Annotated in this window: 12 protein-coding genes; 6 read left to right on the forward strand and 6 right to left on the reverse strand. The window is 60.1% G+C overall.

The window, feature by feature from the left end; all coding sequences use genetic code 11:
* Positions 1-70: 70 nt before the first annotated feature.
* From pvdO to pvdM, 3 genes are read right to left on the reverse strand one after another with little or no spacing between them, the layout of a single operon-like run.
* Positions 71-958 (reverse strand): dihydropyoverdine dehydrogenase, encoded by an 888-nt coding sequence (pvdO, locus tag IEQ42_RS13885; protein ID WP_210703891.1) that lies wholly within the window; start codon positions 956-958, stop codon positions 71-73.
* A 37-nt stretch (positions 959-995) separates the two neighbouring features.
* Positions 996-2,282 (reverse strand): pyoverdine-tailoring periplasmic protein PvdN, encoded by a 1,287-nt coding sequence (gene pvdN / locus IEQ42_RS13890; RefSeq protein ID WP_210703892.1) that lies wholly within the window; start codon positions 2,280-2,282, stop codon positions 996-998.
* Entirely contained in the window at positions 2,279-3,649 is a 1,371-nt protein-coding gene (gene pvdM / locus IEQ42_RS13895; protein WP_210703893.1) for a dipeptidase, read from the reverse strand. Before pvdM ends, pvdN begins: the two co-directional genes overlap by 4 nt.
* Before the next feature lie 208 nt (positions 3,650-3,857).
* Here pvdM and pvdP point away from each other — a divergent pair, with 208 nt between their 5' ends.
* Entirely contained in the window at positions 3,858-5,483 is a 1,626-nt protein-coding gene (gene pvdP / locus IEQ42_RS13900; RefSeq protein WP_210703894.1) for a pyoverdine maturation tyrosinase PvdP, read from the forward strand.
* A 189-nt stretch (positions 5,484-5,672) separates the two neighbouring features.
* Here the strand turns inward: pvdP and IEQ42_RS13905 are convergent, their stop codons facing one another.
* Genes IEQ42_RS13905 through IEQ42_RS13915 form a run of 3 tightly spaced genes read right to left on the reverse strand, consistent with a single transcriptional unit; the run spans position 5,673 to position 10,212 of the window.
* Entirely contained in the window at positions 5,673-7,067 is a 1,395-nt protein-coding gene (locus tag IEQ42_RS13905; protein WP_210703895.1) for an efflux transporter outer membrane subunit, read from the reverse strand.
* Positions 7,068-7,074: 7 nt separating this feature from the next.
* Positions 7,075-9,048 carry a MacB family efflux pump subunit gene (locus IEQ42_RS13910; protein ID WP_150601406.1) on the reverse strand — a complete coding sequence of 658 codons (1,974 nt, stop codon included), beginning with the start codon at positions 9,046-9,048 and terminating at the stop codon, positions 7,075-7,077.
* Entirely contained in the window at positions 9,049-10,212 is a 1,164-nt protein-coding gene (locus IEQ42_RS13915; protein ID WP_210703896.1) for an efflux RND transporter periplasmic adaptor subunit, read from the reverse strand.
* Positions 10,213-10,534: 322 nt separating this feature from the next.
* Here IEQ42_RS13915 and IEQ42_RS13920 point away from each other — a divergent pair, with 322 nt between their 5' ends.
* From IEQ42_RS13920 to IEQ42_RS13940, 5 genes are all read left to right on the forward strand, one after another.
* Complete coding sequence (locus tag IEQ42_RS13920) at positions 10,535-11,017, forward strand: sigma-70 family RNA polymerase sigma factor (RefSeq protein WP_150601408.1); 483 nt, start codon at positions 10,535-10,537, stop codon at positions 11,015-11,017.
* Between the two features lie 132 nt (positions 11,018-11,149).
* Entirely contained in the window at positions 11,150-12,484 is a 1,335-nt protein-coding gene (locus tag IEQ42_RS13925) for a lysine N(6)-hydroxylase/L-ornithine N(5)-oxygenase family protein (RefSeq protein WP_210703897.1), read from the forward strand.
* A gap of 589 nt (positions 12,485-13,073) precedes the next feature.
* Positions 13,074-15,773 carry a magnesium-translocating P-type ATPase gene (mgtA, locus tag IEQ42_RS13930; protein WP_210703898.1) on the forward strand — a complete coding sequence of 900 codons (2,700 nt, stop codon included), beginning with the start codon at positions 13,074-13,076 and terminating at the stop codon, positions 15,771-15,773.
* Between the two features lie 142 nt (positions 15,774-15,915).
* Positions 15,916-16,632: an MgtC/SapB family protein gene (locus IEQ42_RS13935; protein WP_210703899.1), complete on the forward strand. Its 717-nt coding sequence runs from the start codon at positions 15,916-15,918 to the stop codon at positions 16,630-16,632.
* 189 nt (positions 16,633-16,821) lie between these two features.
* A complete protein-coding gene (locus IEQ42_RS13940; RefSeq protein ID WP_210703900.1) occupies positions 16,822-17,211 on the forward strand; it encodes a hypothetical protein in 390 nt (129 codons plus the stop codon).
* Positions 17,212-17,213 lie beyond the last annotated feature (2 nt).

The raw sequence follows: 17,213 nt of genomic DNA on the forward strand, positions 1-17,213 counted from the left end.
TTAAGGAAAACGAATGGTCACGGACTTTCTTTAAACGACCGCAGGTGGGCTGCGGTCGCGTGAGGCGGGATCAGAGGTCGCGCACTACTCGAAACCCGAGCCAGTCGCCCTTGCTGGTTGGCCAGCTGCTGTTGCGGTTGCCGGAACGGGAGAAAACCGGCGCTTCGCCCCAGTCGTTACCGCGCATGACCTGGCGCTCGCAATTTTCCTGCGTCCATGGGCTACCGTCGCTCGGTACGTCGGAATAATCCTTGTGATAACAGTCGGCGGTCCATTCGTAGACGTTGCCGTGGGCGTCATAAACGCCAAACGCGTTGGCCGCGAAGGTGCCGGCCGGTGAGGTGAAGTTGTAGCCGTCGGCGGCGCCATAGGTGTTGGCGTGTTTGGAGATCTGGTAGTTGTTGCCTTCATCGAACGGGAACGGGAAGGGCCCGGTGCTGCCACCACGTGCGGCGTATTCGCGGATCGATTCGCTCTGCAGGCGATAAGCGTTGCCGGTCTTCTTCGACAGCCAGTCGATGTAGGCTTGGGCTTCAGCGACGTTCATGCACACGGCCGGATCGCGCGCCGTCTGTTTGAATTCGGGTTTGCCGGCCGTGCAGCGACGACCCGGACGATCATCGAAGTCATAAGGCTTGTTGCCGGTTTCGCGCACATACGCGTCCCATTCGCCCACCAGCACCTGGAAGCGGCTGATGGCGAACGGTTTGCTGAAGGTCACTTCGTGGCGTGGGCCTTCGTCCGGTTCGCGACCGACTTCGTCGTCCGGGGTGCCCATGATGTAACTGCCGGTCGGCAACACCACCATTTCCGGGCAGTCCTTGCAGTCTTTGAACACTTTTCCGGGTGCCGGCGGGGTGGCAGCTTGAGCGGCGCCGGGCAACAGGCCGGCGCACAGCGCAGTCAGAGCCAGGGCGGGGAGCGCCTTGAAAGTGAAGCGGGTGTGAGGCTTTTTCATGAGTCGTCTCTGTGAAGGGAAAACTGGAGTCGAGGAATCAGGCGCGCAGTTTTTTACCAAGGATGTCCATGAACCGGTCGACTTCGGTTTCGTTGTTCAGCAGCCCTGGTGACGTACGAATCACCGGACCGACATCGCGGCTGACGGCATCGCAGATCACCCGGTTGTTCATCAGGTAAGCGGCCACTTCATCACTGTCCTGGCCCTTGACCCGGAAGAAACTGAAACCGGCGGAAAACCTCGGATCGAGCGGGGTTACCAGTTCGATGTTCGACTGTTCGCGCAGGCGCTGTTTCAGGTAGCTGTTGAGCTGATGGATGCGGGCCTGCACGTCGGCCTTGCCCAGTTGCAGATGCAACTTGAAGGCTTCGTCCAGCGCCCAGCGATGTTCGAAGGCGTGGTAACCGCCCGGGGTCATTGTGGTGCCAAACGTCGTGGCTTCGGAGAACGTCGGCACGCTGGGGCTGACGTATTTCACCTCTTCGCTGCGGCTGCAGACGATGCCGGTGCCGCGTGGGCCGAACATCCATTTGTGGGTGCCGGCAATGAAAAAGTCGCAGTTCATCTGCGCGAAGCTCAGGTCATCGACACCGAATCCGTGCACACCATCGACCACGTAAATCAGCCGATCCTTGTCGTCGCGTCCGCGATTGTGCTCATCGACCAGGCGCGAGATGTCGGCGATCGGCAACTTCACTCCGCTGCCCGAATGCACCCATGTCATACCCAGCACACGAGTTTGCGGGCGGATGTTGCGGTTGATGGTGTCGAGTATCTGATCCAGCGAAATGCTTTGCGCAGTGTCGAACAGCTTGAGTTTGCGAACTTGTGTGCCGTCGCGCCGGCTACGGAATTCGAGAATGTTGCGGGTTGAGTAATGCTCGTGAACTGTGGTCAGGATCTCCTGATCCGGGCGAACATGTACGCCGCCATAAATCATCGCCAGGCCTTCGGTGGTGCTGCCGGTGAGAGCGATCTGGCTCGGTTTGGCTTGCAGGTACTTGCCGGCCCAGACCCGCACGTTTTCTTCGCGCTGCTCGGTGACGCCCAGGTCCCAGTCCATCGCCAGTCCCGGATTCAGATCCAGCGCTGCGCGATGGCGTTCGATGGCCTCGCGCACGGGGCGGGGATGTGAAGTGACCAGAAAGTTGGCGAAGTGGATAGCCTGCGGATCCTGATCGAACAACTGGCGCAATTGCGCCCATTTGTTGCCCGGCAGCGCAGGGTGAGGGGTGGCGGCGGTCGCGCAGGCAAGGCTGGAACCCAGGGGCAGGGCAGCGGCGAGTACGCCGACCTGTTTCAGGAATGTACGACGGTCAGTCATGGCTTGGCCGCATCCTGACGGGAAATCAGCGTGGGTTTTGCAGCCTTTTGCACTTGATCCCAAACGCGCAGGAAGTTGCCGCCCCACAGCTTGGCGATGTCCGCTTCGGAATAGCCACGCTGGATCAGCTCGGCGGTGACGTTGCGGATTTCGCCGACGTTTTCCCAGCCCTTGATGCCGCCGCCATCGTTGAAGTCCGAAGCGATGCCGACGTGGTCGATGCCGATCTTGCGCACGGTGTAATCGATGGCGTCGCCGAGATCCTTGAGGGTCGCTTTCGGCTCCTCTTCAAGAATGCCGTAGAGGCCGCTGGCGTACTGGCCGAGTTTCTGTTCGGACCAGGCGGTGATGATCGGATCGCCCGGCATCAGGGCCATGGCCAGGTTCGGCAGTGGCGGCAGGTCGAAGCGTGCGCGCAGGGCGTTGAGTTTGTCCTGGGTGCCTTGGGTCAGCGGTTTGAGGTACTGCGAAAAGCCGACCACCTGCACTACGCCGCCATTGTTTTTGATCAGTTGCAGCTCTTTGTCGCTGAGGTTGCGTGGAATATCCACCGCCGCTCGCGGTGCCGAGTGCGAGGCGACAATCGGCGTACGACTCAACTGCACGACTTGCTCCAGACCTTTGGTCGACATCTGCGAGACGTCGATGATCACCCCCAGATCGTTCAAGCGATGCACGGCTTGTTTGCCGATGTCCGAGAGACCGTCGAGCGCGTCGGGAGAGTCATTGAAAAAGGGCAGCGGGCGCGAAGAGTCGGCCCAGCTGTTGTTACCGATATAGCTGAAGCCGAACATGCGCATGCCGCGTCCGGCCCACAAGTCCAGTTTGCTCAGGTCGTTGCCCAGTGGATAGGCGTTGAGCATGCTGATGAAAATCGCAAATTTGCCTTCACCGTGCAGACGGCGGAAATCATCCGGGGTATAGGCGATGCCGACCTGATTGGGGAAGTCGCGCACTATCCCGGAAATGATCTTGTAGCGCACTTCCTGCTGATTGCGCGCTTCCTCGACAAAACCTTCGGTCGGGCGGTGCGGTGCATTCGGGCCGTTCCACATTTCCGGCCAGCCAAATACGGTCAGTGCCGCGCCGGACAGCCGTCCACGGTTGGCCTTGATCAGGTCGAACTGCCCCGAGCCATCCTTGTCGGCTTCGTTGCCGTGAGTGCCGAAGCTCAACGGCACGGTGATGTGGCTGTCGAAAGAGAGGATGCGATCCTGCAGTTCGGTCGCCTGCTTCATCACTTTGACCGGATAGCCGGGGTTGTCCCGAAACCAGTAATCCCAAGCCAGAAACCCTGCGCCGGCGCTGATCGCCAAGGCCAGCGGCAGGCCGATAAATAGAGCCTTTTTCGAACGCGGTTTTGTCATTGCCATCTCATTCAGGTTCGCCGTCGAGGTTCAGGCGCAGGGGCCTTTGCTATCTGGGAGGAACGAGCGGCGGAGCGGGTAATTTAGGGGCGGAAGGCGAAAAGGCGACGGCGAATGCCGGGCTCTTTCGCCGCGGCCATAAATTTCCTCGGCGAGCAAACGTTCTAGCTTGGATAAAGCCTGCTCCATGGCTGACACAGGTAGGGCAATGACGATCTCTCGACGCTGGTTCATGGCGGGCATGGCACTCACGGGCGCCGCGCTGCCTGCCGCTTTTTATGCACATCGTGAACTGACCCGTGAGGAGTTTCCGATCACCCCGGGAGAGGCCACGGTCGACCTGGCGGACACGGCCGGTCAGCAGTTGGCGGACAGTTTGCGCGGCGTGTGGGACATTCGTTTCACTGGTGCTGCCGCTGGACTGGATGGCTTGCCCAATGAAGGTCTGGAGCTGTTTCTCGACATTGCCCACCGTGGCCGCGGTTTGCGCGGTTATCTCGACACGGGGGCTAACCTGCGTTCCGAGGCGCCAGTGCGTTATCAAGTCATCGGCGATCTGGCGCCGGGTAATGGCGCCGAGATGTTCTGGCGTCTGATGCGCAGCGATGCGCCGCAAGCGCCGGTGGTGTACGAATTCAAAGTAAAACTGGACGAAGTCTGGGCCGCGTTCGGCAACGCTGGCAGCGGCACGTTTACCGGGCAAGTGCTGCGACTGGATCGCGCGCTGGGTCTACCAGAACTCGACAATCACTTCATCGCGATCAAGCGACGGTTTCCCGAAGCCCGAGAAAGAGTCGGATTGAATCCGGCGTTTCTGGCGTGGCTGGTAGCGCCCGAACATCGGCTGTTCCATCAGCTCTGGCACGCGTCGCGGGACAAGTGGCACAAACTCTCCGAAAAAAAACGTGATGCGTTACGTGGTATCGGCTGGCAACCTGGCCCACGGGACAAGGAGCGTGATGCCCGTGGGCCGCGTAAGGATCGCAACGGCTCGGGCATCGATTTTTTCTTCATGCATCGACACATGCTGGGCAAAGCCCGTTCGATGCAAGACTTGCCGTCATGGCAGGCATTCCCCATGCCGCAGCCGGAGCTGGAGCGTGACCGTCAGGGCTTCGCTCGTTACTTCGACAATCACGACGGCAACGCATTGCCGCCAACGTGGCTGACCGAAGGCGACGACGAGTACACCAAGTGGGTCAGCGACATCAAAGCGGCCGAAACCTATCACAGTAATTTTCAGGTGTGGGAGTCGCAGTACCGCGATCCGCGCTACTTGTCGAAACTCTCCCTCGGCCAGTTCGGCTCGGAAGTCGAACTGGGCCTGCACGACTGGTTGCATATGCGCTGGGCATCGGTGGCCCGCGACCCGTCCAACAACATTCCAGTGCCGATGGCGCGGGATCAGGCGGATTTCGCCGCGCGTTGGTATGCCCCGGAAAACGACTTTCTCGGCGATCCGTTTTCCTCCCATGTGAACCCGGTGTTCTGGCGTTTTCATGGCTGGATCGATGATCGGCTTGAAGACTGGTTCCGCGCCCACGAGCGTTTTCACCCGGGGGAAGTCAGTCGCCTCGAGGTCAACGGCGTGCCGTGGTTTGCGCCGGGGCGTTGGGTGGAAGTCGATGACCCCTGGCTGGGCCCCGACACCCATGGCTGCAGCAGCGTGCCCGGCCTGCAAGTCGGGCGTTCGGTGGAGATGGATCCGGAGACCATGAAACTGGCGCTGCGCATCACTTTCGGCGACGAAGACAACATGGCCGATCTGTTTCGCAAGGTGCCGCAGCGACCGTGGTACGCCAGGCATTTGAAGGTGAAAGGCCGGCAACTTTAAGCGAAAAAAAATCGCAGCCCGAAGCTGCGATTCTTTTTGCCCGTCACCCATCCGACACAACGCAATACCCCCTGTAGGAGCTGCGGCACGCTGCGATCTTTTGACTTGTTTTTCTAGATCAAAAGATCGCAGCGTGCCGCAGCTCCTACAGGTTTTTGGTTCGGTAAAAGAGAGTGTGAGTGTTCGCTGTCAGATAACTTGCCAGCCACCGCCCAACGCTTTGTACAAGGCAATGCTCGCCTGCAGTCGCGACAGGCGCAGTTGCACGTTCATGTCCTGCGCCGCATACAAGGTGCGCTGGGTTTGCAGCACCGTGAGCAAGTCTTCGGCACCCGCCTGATAACGGCTTTGCGCGATGTCGAACGCGGTTTGCGCCTGACCCAATTCTTCGCTTTGCCACTGCCGTTGCTCATCGAGGCCACGGATGGTGCTCAGGGCTTTTTCGACATCGGCGAAGCCATTGATGATCGCCCCGCGATAGGTCTCCAGCAATTCATCCTGACGGGCCTTGGCCTTGTCGCGTTCGGCGCTCAAGCGCCCGTTGTTGAAGATCGGCGCCGTCAATCCGGATGACAGGTTGTAGAACGTTGTGCGCAGCAGATCCGCCGCCAGATCGGCACCGGTGCCGAGGCTGGCGGTGAGGGTGATTTTTGGCAGCATGGCCGCGCGGGCTACGGTGACGTCAGCCTGGGCCGCCGCCAGTTTGGCTTCTGCGCTGGCGATGTCCGGACGTCGACTCAGCAGATCGCTGGGCACGCCACTGGCGATGTTTGGCCACTGCAATTGCGCGAATGCCTGCTGAGGCGAGGACAGCGCCTGCACTGGTTGACCGAGCAGGGCGGCGAGGGTGATCAGCGCTTCGCGGGCCTGTTGCTGCACCAGCGGCAATTTGCGCTGTTGCTCGGCCACCAGACTTTTTTGCTGAGCCAGTTCCAGCGCGGTGGCGCTGCCTGCGTCGAAGCGGGTTTGCACCAGGTGCAGCACGTTTTGCGCGTTGGCCAGATTGAGTTCGGCAATGCGCGCCTGCTCACGCAAGGCGAGCGCCTGGGTGTAGCTGTTGGCGACGCCGCTTTGCAAGGTCAGCTCGACCGTGGCGCGATCAAACTCACTGGCCTGCACACCGAACACGGCGCTGTCACGGGCGGCTCGTTTACCCCCCCAGAAATCGATTTCGTAACTGGCGCTCAGCTCGGCGTCGTAGTAATCCAGCGAGCGATTGTCCGGGTTGACATCCAGTTGGCTGTAGCCTTTGCCGTGCAGAAGCTTCTGCCGATTGGCATTGATTCCGGCCTTGAGTTCGGGCAGCAGCGGGGCCCCGGCAACCGTCGCGCTGGCCTGCGCCTGTCTGACGCGGGCAACGGCCGCGCCGAGGTCATGGCTGCCCAGTCGTGCCTGTTCGACCAGTTGATCGAGTTCGCGACTGCCGAACTGCGTCCACCATTGGCGATTGCTTTGCACCGCGCCGGGATGGTCTGGCGATTGCCAGGCGGGCGGTGATTGCACGCCGCTGTCAGGGCGTGGCGCAGGGCTGCTGCAGGCCGCCAGTAACAGGCTGGCGGCAAGGAATGTCAGTTGCGCTTTCATAGGTTGATCATTCACTGGTAAGGGCTGTGACCGGGTCGAGCCGGGCGGCCTTGCGGGCAGGCATGAAGCCGAAGATGACACCGGTGACCAGGGCGCAGGCGAAGGCGCCGATTACGGCCATCCATTGAAATGCGATTGCTACGCCGCTGAACGACAGAACGCCGCCGACCAGCATCGCCAGGCTGATGCCGGCAATGCCACCGACAACGGAGAGCATCACCGCTTCGGTCAAGAACTGGCGCAGGATGTCGCGCTGACGGGCGCCGGTGGCCATGCGAATGCCGATCTCGCGGGTGCGTTCACGCACGGTCATGAGCATGATGTTCATCACGCCGATGCCGCCGACCAGCAAGGAAATGGCGGCGATGGCGCCGAGCATCAGTGACAGCGTGCCCTGGGTGCGAGCCTCGGCCTGGATCATGGCGGCGTTGTTGGTCAGCTCGAAATCCTTTTTGCCGTTGTGCCGGCGCAGCATCGATTGCTCGATGGCCTGTTCGGCGTCTTTGACCTTGCGTGCGTCCCTGGCGGCGATCACCACATATTCCGGGTTGCGACTGCCGAACAGGCGCGTACTGGCCGCCGAGTACGGCACGGCGATCCGGTTGTCGCTGTCCGAGTCGCCGGAGCTTGAGCCTTTTTCCGCCAGCACGCCGAGCACCTGGAACGGAACGTTTTCAATCAGGATGTATTGACCGATCGGGTCAGCCACGTCCTTGAGCAATTTGTCGCGAACCTTGGTGCCGATCACCGCGACTGCGGCGGCGCTGTCTTCATCGGCCTGAGTGAAGTAGCTGCCCTGTACCACCGGCCAATTGAAGATGATCGGAAAATTGGTGTCGTTGCCGCCGACGTAGCTTGAGTGGTCGGCGTTGCCGAAGCGCACGCCGGCGGTCGAGCCGTTGACCGGCATGATTCGTTCCACCTGGGGCAGGGTTGCAAGTTCGGCAACGTCATCGAGGGTGATGATGCCCGGTGGCGTGCGCGGGTTGGGTGCCGCGCCGCTGAGGTAAATGATGTTGGAGCCGAACGCCCCCATTTGCGCCATCACCTGGCGTTTACTGCCTTCGCCGACCGCCAGCATCACCACCACTGACGCGACACCGATGACAATCCCCAGCAGCGTCAGCGCGGTGCGGAAACGGTTGATCCACATCACCCGCCAGGCCGCTTGCACGGCATCCAGCAGTTCGCCCCTCCAGGCGCCGGTCTCGGTGCTGCCGGCGCTCAGGCGCTGGCGCAGATCCACTGCCTGCAAGGCGCCGGAGTTGGCGGTACGGGCAGGGGCACCCGGTTGCTCGGCGGTATCGCTGATGATCAGGCCGTCACGAATTTCGATAATGCGCTTGGCACGTTGCGCCACTTCGCGATCGTGAGTGATGAGAATCACCACATGGCCCTGGCTGGCGAGCTCGTCGAGCAGGGCCATGACTTCTTTGCCGCTGTGGCTGTCGAGGGCGCCGGTAGGTTCGTCGGCGAGAATGATGTGGCCGCCGTTCATCAGTGCTCGGGCAATTGATACGCGTTGTTGTTGACCGCCGGAGAGCTGGTGCGGGCGATTGCCGGTGCGGCTGCCCAGCCCCAGGCGTTCCAGCAATGCGCTGGCCCGGGCGTGTCGTTCGGCCGCAGGCGTGCCAGCGTAGATGGCCGGCATCTCGACGTTTTCCTGTGCGGAGCCGGACGGGATCAGGTGATAACCCTGAAACACAAAGCCGAATGCCTCGCGACGCAGCCACGCCAGTTCGTCGGTGTCCAGTTGCGCAACGTCTTCACCGGCAAAGCGGTATTCGCCGCTGGTCGGGCGATCGAGGCAACCGAGGATGTTCATCAACGTCGACTTGCCGGAGCCGGAGGCGCCGACGATGGCCACGAATTCGCCGGCGTGAATCGACAGATCGATGCCGCGCAATACCTCCACCAGCGGGCTGTCGTTGCCGCCGTAGGCTTTGCGGATCTGGCGCAAGTCAATCAGGGGCGTTTGCATTCAGCCTCCGTTGCCTACAGCGGGAGCGCTGAGAATGTGATCGCCTTCGGCCAGGCCCTCGAGGACTTGTGTACGTAACCGGTCGCTGATGCCGGTGCGGACTTCGCGCGACTGGATTTCCCCGTTGGCAGCGACGATCTGCGCCAGTTGCCATTGCGGGCGCGAGCCCGGTTGCAAGGCAGTGCTCGGCACTGTCAGGGTGTTCTGCGCGTTTTGTGCGACGAAGAACACCTGAGCGGTCATGTCGGTCATGAGGGCGTTGTCTGTGTTGTCGACGTCGAGCAGTACGGTGTAGAGCACCACTCGCTCACTGCCACTGCGACCGCCGGTGGGGCTGCCGCCCTGGTTTTGCTCAAGGGGGCGCGGGGGCACCGGCAGAATCTGCCGCACCGTGCTGCTCCAGCGCCGGCTGCCACCGCTGAGGGTGGTGAAGTAGGCGGTCATACCGGGTTTGACGTGGCCGATGTCCGCTTCGGAAACTTCGGCCCACACCGTCATTGGCGACAACCGCGCGATGCGCAGGATCAGTGGCGTCTGTTGTTGCGCGTTGAGTGTCTGGCCTTCGCGCGCGCCCACAGCGACGACGGTGCCGCTCATTGGTGCAAAGATGCGCGTGTAGCCGAGTTCCGCTTCGTCGCTGCGCAGACTTGCCTGGGCCTGACGGATCTGTGCCTGAAACATGTCAATGCGTGCCTGGGTGGCGCGGACTTCGGCACGGGCGGTCTGCACGTCCTCCTCGCGGGTGGCGCCGCCGGCGGCGAGTTTCTGTTGGCGCTGGTATTTCTGCTGCGCCAGGTCGTGCTGAGCGCGCTGTTCCTGTAATTGGGCCTTGAGGTTTTCGATGGAGAAACGACCTGCGTCGAGTTTGGCTTTTTGCGTCGACGGATCGATTTCCACCAGCAGTTGGCCTTCCTTGACCGCATCACCTGCCTCGACGTGGATCTTCTGGATTTGCCCCGAGGCCTGTGCGCCGACGTCTACATAGCGTCGCGGCTGCAAAGTGCCCAGTGCTGTCACGCTGTTTTCGATATTGCTGCGGGTCACTTGTACGGTCGCCAGGGTGTCGCGTCCCGGCGGCAGGACTTGCCATGCGGCGACGGCGATCACGGGAATCAGACAGAGGGCGGCGAACAAGGCGCGTCGGGCGGGGCGGGGACGTTTCATGCAGGGTTCCGGCCAGTGGGTTCGGCCCGACGTTCAGCAGGTGCACGGAATGTTCGGGCACTTGAACGCTGTCGCAAGGCACGACAGAAACGGGGAGCTGTCATGTAAACGATGAATGTACGAGGGAATTTAAGCGCTAACACATCAGGTAACAGGTGCCCGTCCGACACTATTCGGCTGGTATGTGGAAACAAGACTTTAAATCTATATGAGAATTACTATAAATTACGCACTTAAGTTGCCACTATCTTGCTACTGCCTGTTAGTGCAGGGCGGATGGGTGAGCCCAAGGACAAAAACCGCGTCGTTGCGGCCAGGAGTCATGTTGGAAAACTACTATCGCGAGCTGGTGTGTTTCCTCAACGCCAAGCTGGGCAACCGCCAGGTTGCCGAGGATGTGGTGCATGACGCCTATCTGCGGGTGCTGGAACGCTCCAGTGACACGCCGATCGAACAACCCAGGGCGTTTCTTTATCGCACCGCGCTGAATCTGGTCATCGACGATCATCGACGCAATGCCTTGCGGCAGGTCGAATCCCTTGAAGTGCTCGACAATGAAGAGCGTTATTTCACCCCGTCTCCCCACGGCACCCTCGATCACGGTCAACGCCTGGAGATGCTCCAGCGAGCGCTGGCGGAATTGTCACCGCTGTGTCGTGACAGTTTTCTACTGCGCAAGATCGAAGGTCTGTCCCACAACGAAATTGCCGAGAGCCTCGGTATTTCCAAAGCGCTGGTGGAAAAACACATCGTCAACGCCATGAAACATTGCCGGGTGCGGATCCAACAATGGGACGCCCATTGATCCTTCCCCGTTAAATTTTTTTTCACCGTCCTCGTTCCTACTCAACAGACGACCTGCTGTCCTGCTTCGGGCCGGTCAGGTCACCCAGGCTTTAGCCCCACGGTTGAGGGGTTCATCCAGAGGACACTGGAAATGACACAGGCAATTGCATCGCCCATCGTTCACGACCTGATCGGCGTCGGTTTCGGCCCTTCGAACCTGGCATTGGCCATCGCGCTGCAAGAGCGCGGGCCGACCCAGGGTGAACTGGATGTGCTGTTCCTCGACAAACAGGCCAACTACAGCTGGCACGGCAACACTCTGTCGACCCAGAGCGAGTTGCAGATTTCCTTCCTCAAGGATCTGGTGACCCTGCGCAATCCGACCAGCCCGTACTCGTTCGTCAATTACCTCAAGTACCACGGTCGTCTGGTCGACTTCATCAACCTCGGCACCTTTTATCCGTGCCGCATGGAGTACAACGATTACCTGCGCTGGGTCGCCGGGCAGTTCACCGAGCAGAGCCGTTATGGCGAAGAAGTGCTGACCATCGAGCCGGTGCTGCATAACCACCAGGTTGAAGCGCTGCGCGTTATTTCCCGCGATAGCCAGGGGCAACAACATGTGCGGACCACCCGTTCGGTTGTGGTCAGTGCCGGTGGCACGCCGCGTATTCCCGAGGCGTTCAAGGCGCTGAAGGGCGACAACCGTGTGTTCCATCATTCGCAATACCTGTCGCAGATGGCCAGGCAGCCGTGCGTCAACAATCAGCCGATGAGCATTGCGATCATCGGTGGCGGGCAGAGCGCGGCGGAAGCGTTCATCGATCTGAACGATTCGTTCCCTTCGGTGCAGGTCGACATGATCTTGCGCGGCTCGGCCCTTAAACCTGCGGACGATAGCCCGTTCGTCAACGAAGTGTTCTCGCCGGAGTTCACTGACTTGGTGTTCCAGCAGAACAGTGCCGAGCGTGAGCGTCTGGTCAACGAGTACCACAACACCAACTACTCGGTGGTCGACATTGACCTGATCGAGCGCATCTACGGCATCTTCTATCGCCAGAAGGTTTCCGGAATTGCCCGTCATGCGTTCCGCACCCTGACCACCGTCGAGAGTGCTACCGCCACCGAACACGGCATCGAGTTGGCGGTACGCAACAACGCCACTGGCGAAGTCAGCGTGCGCCTGTACGACGCCGTGGTACTGGCCACCGGCTACGAGCGGCAGATGCACCGTAAATTGCTGGCGCCGCTGGAAGAATACCTGGGCGAGTTCGAGGTTGATCGCAACTACAAACTGATCACCGATGAGCGCTGCAAGGCTGGCATTTACATGCAGGGCTTCTGCCAGGCCAGTCATGGTTTGAGCGACACATTGTTATCGGTGCTGCCGATTCGTGCCGATGAGATTGCGGGCTCGTTGTATGAACATGGCAAGCATCGTGAGCACCGTTCGATGGCGGATTTGCTGTTGGCGACTGCCAGCTAAAATCTGCGCCGCCTGATCTGCCTTCGCGAGCAGGCTCGCTCCCACATTTGGATCTTCGATGAATACAAAAACCGTGTTCGCTGGAGATTCCCTGTGGGAGCGAGCCTGCTCGCGAAGGGGCCCTCAAGGACAGCCAAAAAGCCCTTCCTGAACCCTTCCTGAAGATCAAGCACATTCCCCGCCACACTGCCTTTCACGGGTTTACTCTCCAGACATCGAGGCGTAAGCTTCGCGCGTTTTCATCAATAGCGGAGACCCACAGTGGGTACTTGTTCGAGTGACAGTTGTCGGCCGGTCTCGGTAACCGGCAGATTCTCGGCAAGATAACGCGCATTTTTTTTGCCGTTGTCTCGCCGTAAAAGCGAGCAGCGGCATTCCGTGCATGGCCAGTCCTTGGTCATGTCTCGACGTCCTTCTCATCGACGCTGAACAGAGCGTGATGTCGACTTTAAAGTCGCCATCGCAGCCCTATCGACACGCCTGTCTTTTCTGACCGGCGCGCCATGCCTTGCCGTGCCGGTTTTTCCGGCGGACGAGGCGCGGTCGTACCTGCTTGACGGTTTCCCGGCTGACCATAGGGGCAACAGCCATGAAATTCACGCTCAAGGAATTTTTCGCAGGTTTTCTGCGTACCCGCCACATCGCCCGGCACTTCCGCCGCCTGGCGTTGCTGGAAACCATCAACGACACCACGGTCAGCCGTGAAGTCCCGCCTACTCTGGCCAACACCCTGGTCGATGCCGCGCACAGCGACAGCTCAGCATTGCTCTCTTCACTGGGCACGCACTCCGATGGGCTTACCGATTTCGAAGTCGATGCACTGCGTGCGCAATACGGCTTCAATGAAGTCGAACACGAGCAGCCTCTGCCGTGGTGGACCCACCTTTGGCACTGCTACAAAAACCCGTTCAACCTGCTGCTGACGCTGCTTGCGGTGATCTCGTGGCTGACCGAAGACCTGAAAGCGGCCGTGGTAATTTTCTCCATGGTGGTGCTGTCGACGCTGCTGCGCTTCTGGCAGGAAAGCAAATCCAACCAGGCTGCCGACGCGCTTAAAGCGATGGTCAGCAACACCGCCACAGTGATGCGACGTGATGCGCCGCGCAGCGAGTTGCCGATCAAACAATTGGTGCCGGGCGATCTGATCGTGTTGTCGGCCGGCGACATGATTCCCGCCGATTGCCGGGTGCTCAGTGCCAAAGACCTGTTTGTCAGCCAAGCGGCGATGACCGGTGAATCGATGCCGGTGGAGAAATTCCCGCGTCAGGCTGATCGCGATACACGCAATCCGCTGGAGCTGGACAACATTCTGTTCATGGGTACCAACGTCGTGTCTGGCACGGCGGTGGCGGTGATTCTCACCACAGGCAACAGCACCTATTTCGGTGCGCTGGCGCAGCGTGTCGGCGCTACCGATCGTGCGGTCACTTCGTTCCAGCAAGGGGTCAATAAAGTCAGCTGGTTGCTGATCCGCTTCATGTTCGTGATGGCGCCGCTGGTGCTGTTCCTCAATGGTTTCACCAAGGGCGACTGGTCCGAAGCACTGCTGTTTGCGCTGTCGGTTGCCGTCGGGCTGACGCCGGAAATGCTGCCGATGATCGTCACCTCGACGCTGGCCAAAGGCGCGGTATTTCTGTCACGCAAAAAAGTCATCGTCAAACGTCTCGACGCGATCCAGAACTTCGGCGCCATGGACGTGCTGTGCACCGACAAGACCGGCACGCTGACCCAGGACAAAATCTTCCTCGCACGCAACGTTGATGTCTGGGGCGAAGACTCTGACGACGTATTGGAAATGGCTTACCTGAACAGCTACTACCAGACCGGCCTGAAGAACCTGCTGGACGTGGCCGTACTGGAACATGTGGAAGTCCACTGTGAGCTGAAGGTCGGCACAGCGTTTCGCAAGGTCGATGAGATCCCGTTCGACTTCAATCGCCGGCGCATGTCGGTGGTGGTAGAAGGGCGCGGCCAGGCACATCAACTGATTTGCAAAGGCGCGGTGGAAGAAGTGCTGGCGGTGTGCAGCCGCGTGCGTCACGGCGACGTCGATGAAGCCTTGAGCGATGAATTGCTGACCCGGATTCGTCAGGTCACCGCAGCATTCAACGCTGAAGGCTTACGCGTGGTGGCAGTAGCGGCCCGCTCGATGCCTGAGGGGCGCGACACCTACAGCCTGGCTGATGAGCAGGAACTGACGCTGATCGGTTACGTCGCGTTTCTCGATCCACCGAAGGAAAGCACCGCGCCGGCGCTCAAGGCTTTGGCCGAACATGGCGTGGCGGTGAAAGTGCTGACCGGTGACAACGAGCTGGTCACCGCGAAGATCTGCCGCGAAGTCGGCCTCGCTCAGCAAGGCCTGCTGATGGGCAACGACATCGAGCGCATGAGCGACGCCGAACTGGCCGTGGCGGTGGAAAACACCAACGTTTTTGCCAGGCTGACGCCGTCGCACAAGGAGCGCATCGTGCGCATCCTCAAAGGTAACGGCCATGTAGTCGGCTTCATGGGTGATGGCATCAACGACGCACCGGCGTTGCGCACCGCCGACATCGGTATTTCCGTCGACAGCGCGGTGGACATCGCCAAGGAAGCGGCAGACATCATCCTGCTGGAAAAGAGCCTGATGGTGCTGGAGGAGGGCGTACTCGAAGGGCGTCGCACCTTCGCCAACATGCTCAAGTACATCAAGATGACCGCCAGTTCCAACTTCGGCAACGTGTTCTCGGTGCTGGTTGCCAGTGCGTTTATTCCGTTTCTGCCGATGCTGCCGATGCACCTGCTGGTGCAAAACCTGCTCTACGACATTTCGCAGATCGCCATTCCGTTCGACAACGTCGATGAGCAGATGCTGAAGAAACCGCAACGCTGGCAGCCGGGCGATGTCGGGCGCTTCATGCTGTTTTTCGGGCCGATCAGTTCGATCTTCGACATCACAACCTTCGCCTTGATGTGGTACGTGTTTGATGCCAACACCCCGGACCACCAGACGCTGTTCCAGTCCGGCTGGTTCGTGGTGGGCCTGCTGACCCAGACGCTGATCGTGCACATGATCCGTACGCCGAAGATTCCGTTCGTGCAAAGCCGTGCAGCGCTGCCGCTGCTGGTGATGACCGGGATCATCATGGCGGTCGGCATTTTCCTGTCGATGGGGCCGCTGGCGCACTACTTCAAATTGCAGGCGTTGCCGTCGATGTACTTCGTGTTCCTGCCGGTGATTCTGCTGGCGTACATGGCGCTGACTCAGGCGGTCAAAGGTTTCTACATCCGCCGGTTTGGCTGGCAGTAACAGCAGTACAACGCTGTTCCCCGTGTGGGAGCGAGCCTGCTCGCGAAGGCGTCGTGTCAGTTGCATTTATGTTGGCTGACATACCGCTTTCGCGAGCAGGCTCGCTCCCCCAGGGGATTGGTATGTTTTCAAGGACAAGACTATGCAAGCCATCAACAACCTCAACCTCACCTCGCTGCTCGACACCCTGATCAGCCTCAGCGCCGCGTTCCTTCTGGGCGGCCTGATCGGCTTCGAGCGACAGTATCGGCAACGCACCGCCGGCCTGCGGACCAATGTGCTGGTGGCGGTCGGCGCGGCGATTTTTGTCGACATGGCCAACCGTCTCGCCGGGGCCGAGGGCGCGGTGCGCGTGGTGGCCTACGTTGTCTCCGGCATCGGTTTTCTCGGTGCCGGGGTGATCATGCGCGAAGAAGGCAACGTGCGCGGCCTCAACACCGCTGCCACCCTGTGGACCTCCGCTGCGGTGGGTGCCTGCGCCGGTGCCGACCTGCTGGCTGAAGCCGTGCTGGGCACGCTGTTCATCCTCGCCGCCAATACGTTGCTGCGGCCGATCGTCAACAATATCAACCGCCAGCCACTGGACGTGGTCTCGGCCGAAGTCACCAATATCGTCTACGTGATCGCCCGACGTTCACAGCAAAAAGCTGTGCTCGCCTTACTCGAAGCCGAGCTGGAACGCAGCAACTATCCGGCCAGCGACGTCGATGTGCACGCCTTTGGCGCCGAAGAAATCGAGATCGAAGCGACGCTGGCGACCACTTCGGTGGACGGCGATGAGCTGGATGCACTGATCGCGCGGATCTCGACGTCGGCGCTGGTGGTGCAGGCATTCTGGAGTCCGAGTACGACTGAATGACGTTATTAAAGACATCCACTGCCTTTGATCAATCAAGTAAGCCACGCCGGTGATTGCGGTGTGGCTTTCTTCTTGGTTTGCCTCCAGAAAATCCCGCTCGTTTATCAGACTTGTCTTACATGTTTTGCGGCGTCCATTGATTAGAGTGTTCCGCTGATTGGAAACATTTCCTACGGCCGTCGAAAATCAATGTCCTACAAACACTGGCGAATTCTCGTTGCTGAAGAGCAACTCATCGAGCACAACCGAATCTGCAAGTCCCTCAACGAACTGGGATATCGCACGCTCATATCGGTGCGTTCGTTTCGTGAACTGCTGGGCGTGACCCATTACTCGTCCGAACCGTTCGAGCACTTTGATCTGCTGATCATCAACGTTGAGCTGATCACTGCCGCCGGGATTGATCCGGTGCGGTTTTTCCAGAGCAACTCGCAGATTCGTCACGGTGTGATTTATGACGCACGCCGTGGCCAGGCACAGGCAGAAACGATTTATGCCAACCAGCGACGCCAGTTGACGCTGATCCGTACGCCGGATCGGCAAACCCTGGCTGCACTCCTTGAACACCTCGATATTTAGGA

The sequence above is a fragment of the Pseudomonas iridis genome, from assembly GCF_017980685.1.
In the GTDB taxonomy this organism is placed as follows: domain Bacteria; phylum Pseudomonadota; class Gammaproteobacteria; order Pseudomonadales; family Pseudomonadaceae; genus Aquipseudomonas; species Aquipseudomonas iridis.

Bases quoted from the DNA above. Each gene is read 5' to 3' on its own strand.
- IEQ42_RS13905 (WP_210703895.1), bottom strand. From the start codon at position 7,067: ATGAAAGCGCAACTGACATTCCTTGCCGCCAGCCTGTTACTGGCGGCC.
- mgtA (WP_210703898.1), top strand. From the start codon at position 13,074: ATGAAATTCACGCTCAAGGAATTTTTCGCAGGTTTTCTGCGTACCCGC.
- IEQ42_RS13915 (WP_210703896.1), bottom strand. From the start codon at position 10,212: ATGAAACGTCCCCGCCCCGCCCGACGCGCCTTGTTCGCCGCCCTCTGT.
- pvdN (WP_210703892.1), bottom strand. From the start codon at position 2,282: ATGACTGACCGTCGTACATTCCTGAAACAGGTCGGCGTACTCGCCGCT.
- pvdP (WP_210703894.1), top strand. From the start codon at position 3,858: ATGACGATCTCTCGACGCTGGTTCATGGCGGGCATGGCACTCACGGGC.
- IEQ42_RS13920 (WP_150601408.1), top strand. From the start codon at position 10,535: ATGTTGGAAAACTACTATCGCGAGCTGGTGTGTTTCCTCAACGCCAAG.
- pvdO (WP_210703891.1), bottom strand. From the start codon at position 958: ATGAAAAAGCCTCACACCCGCTTCACTTTCAAGGCGCTCCCCGCCCTG.
- IEQ42_RS13940 (WP_210703900.1), top strand. From the start codon at position 16,822: ATGTCCTACAAACACTGGCGAATTCTCGTTGCTGAAGAGCAACTCATC.
- pvdM (WP_210703893.1), bottom strand. From the start codon at position 3,649: ATGACAAAACCGCGTTCGAAAAAGGCTCTATTTATCGGCCTGCCGCTG.
- IEQ42_RS13910 (WP_150601406.1), bottom strand. From the start codon at position 9,048: ATGCAAACGCCCCTGATTGACTTGCGCCAGATCCGCAAAGCCTACGGC.
- IEQ42_RS13935 (WP_210703899.1), top strand. From the start codon at position 15,916: ATGCAAGCCATCAACAACCTCAACCTCACCTCGCTGCTCGACACCCTG.
- IEQ42_RS13925 (WP_210703897.1), top strand. From the start codon at position 11,150: ATGACACAGGCAATTGCATCGCCCATCGTTCACGACCTGATCGGCGTC.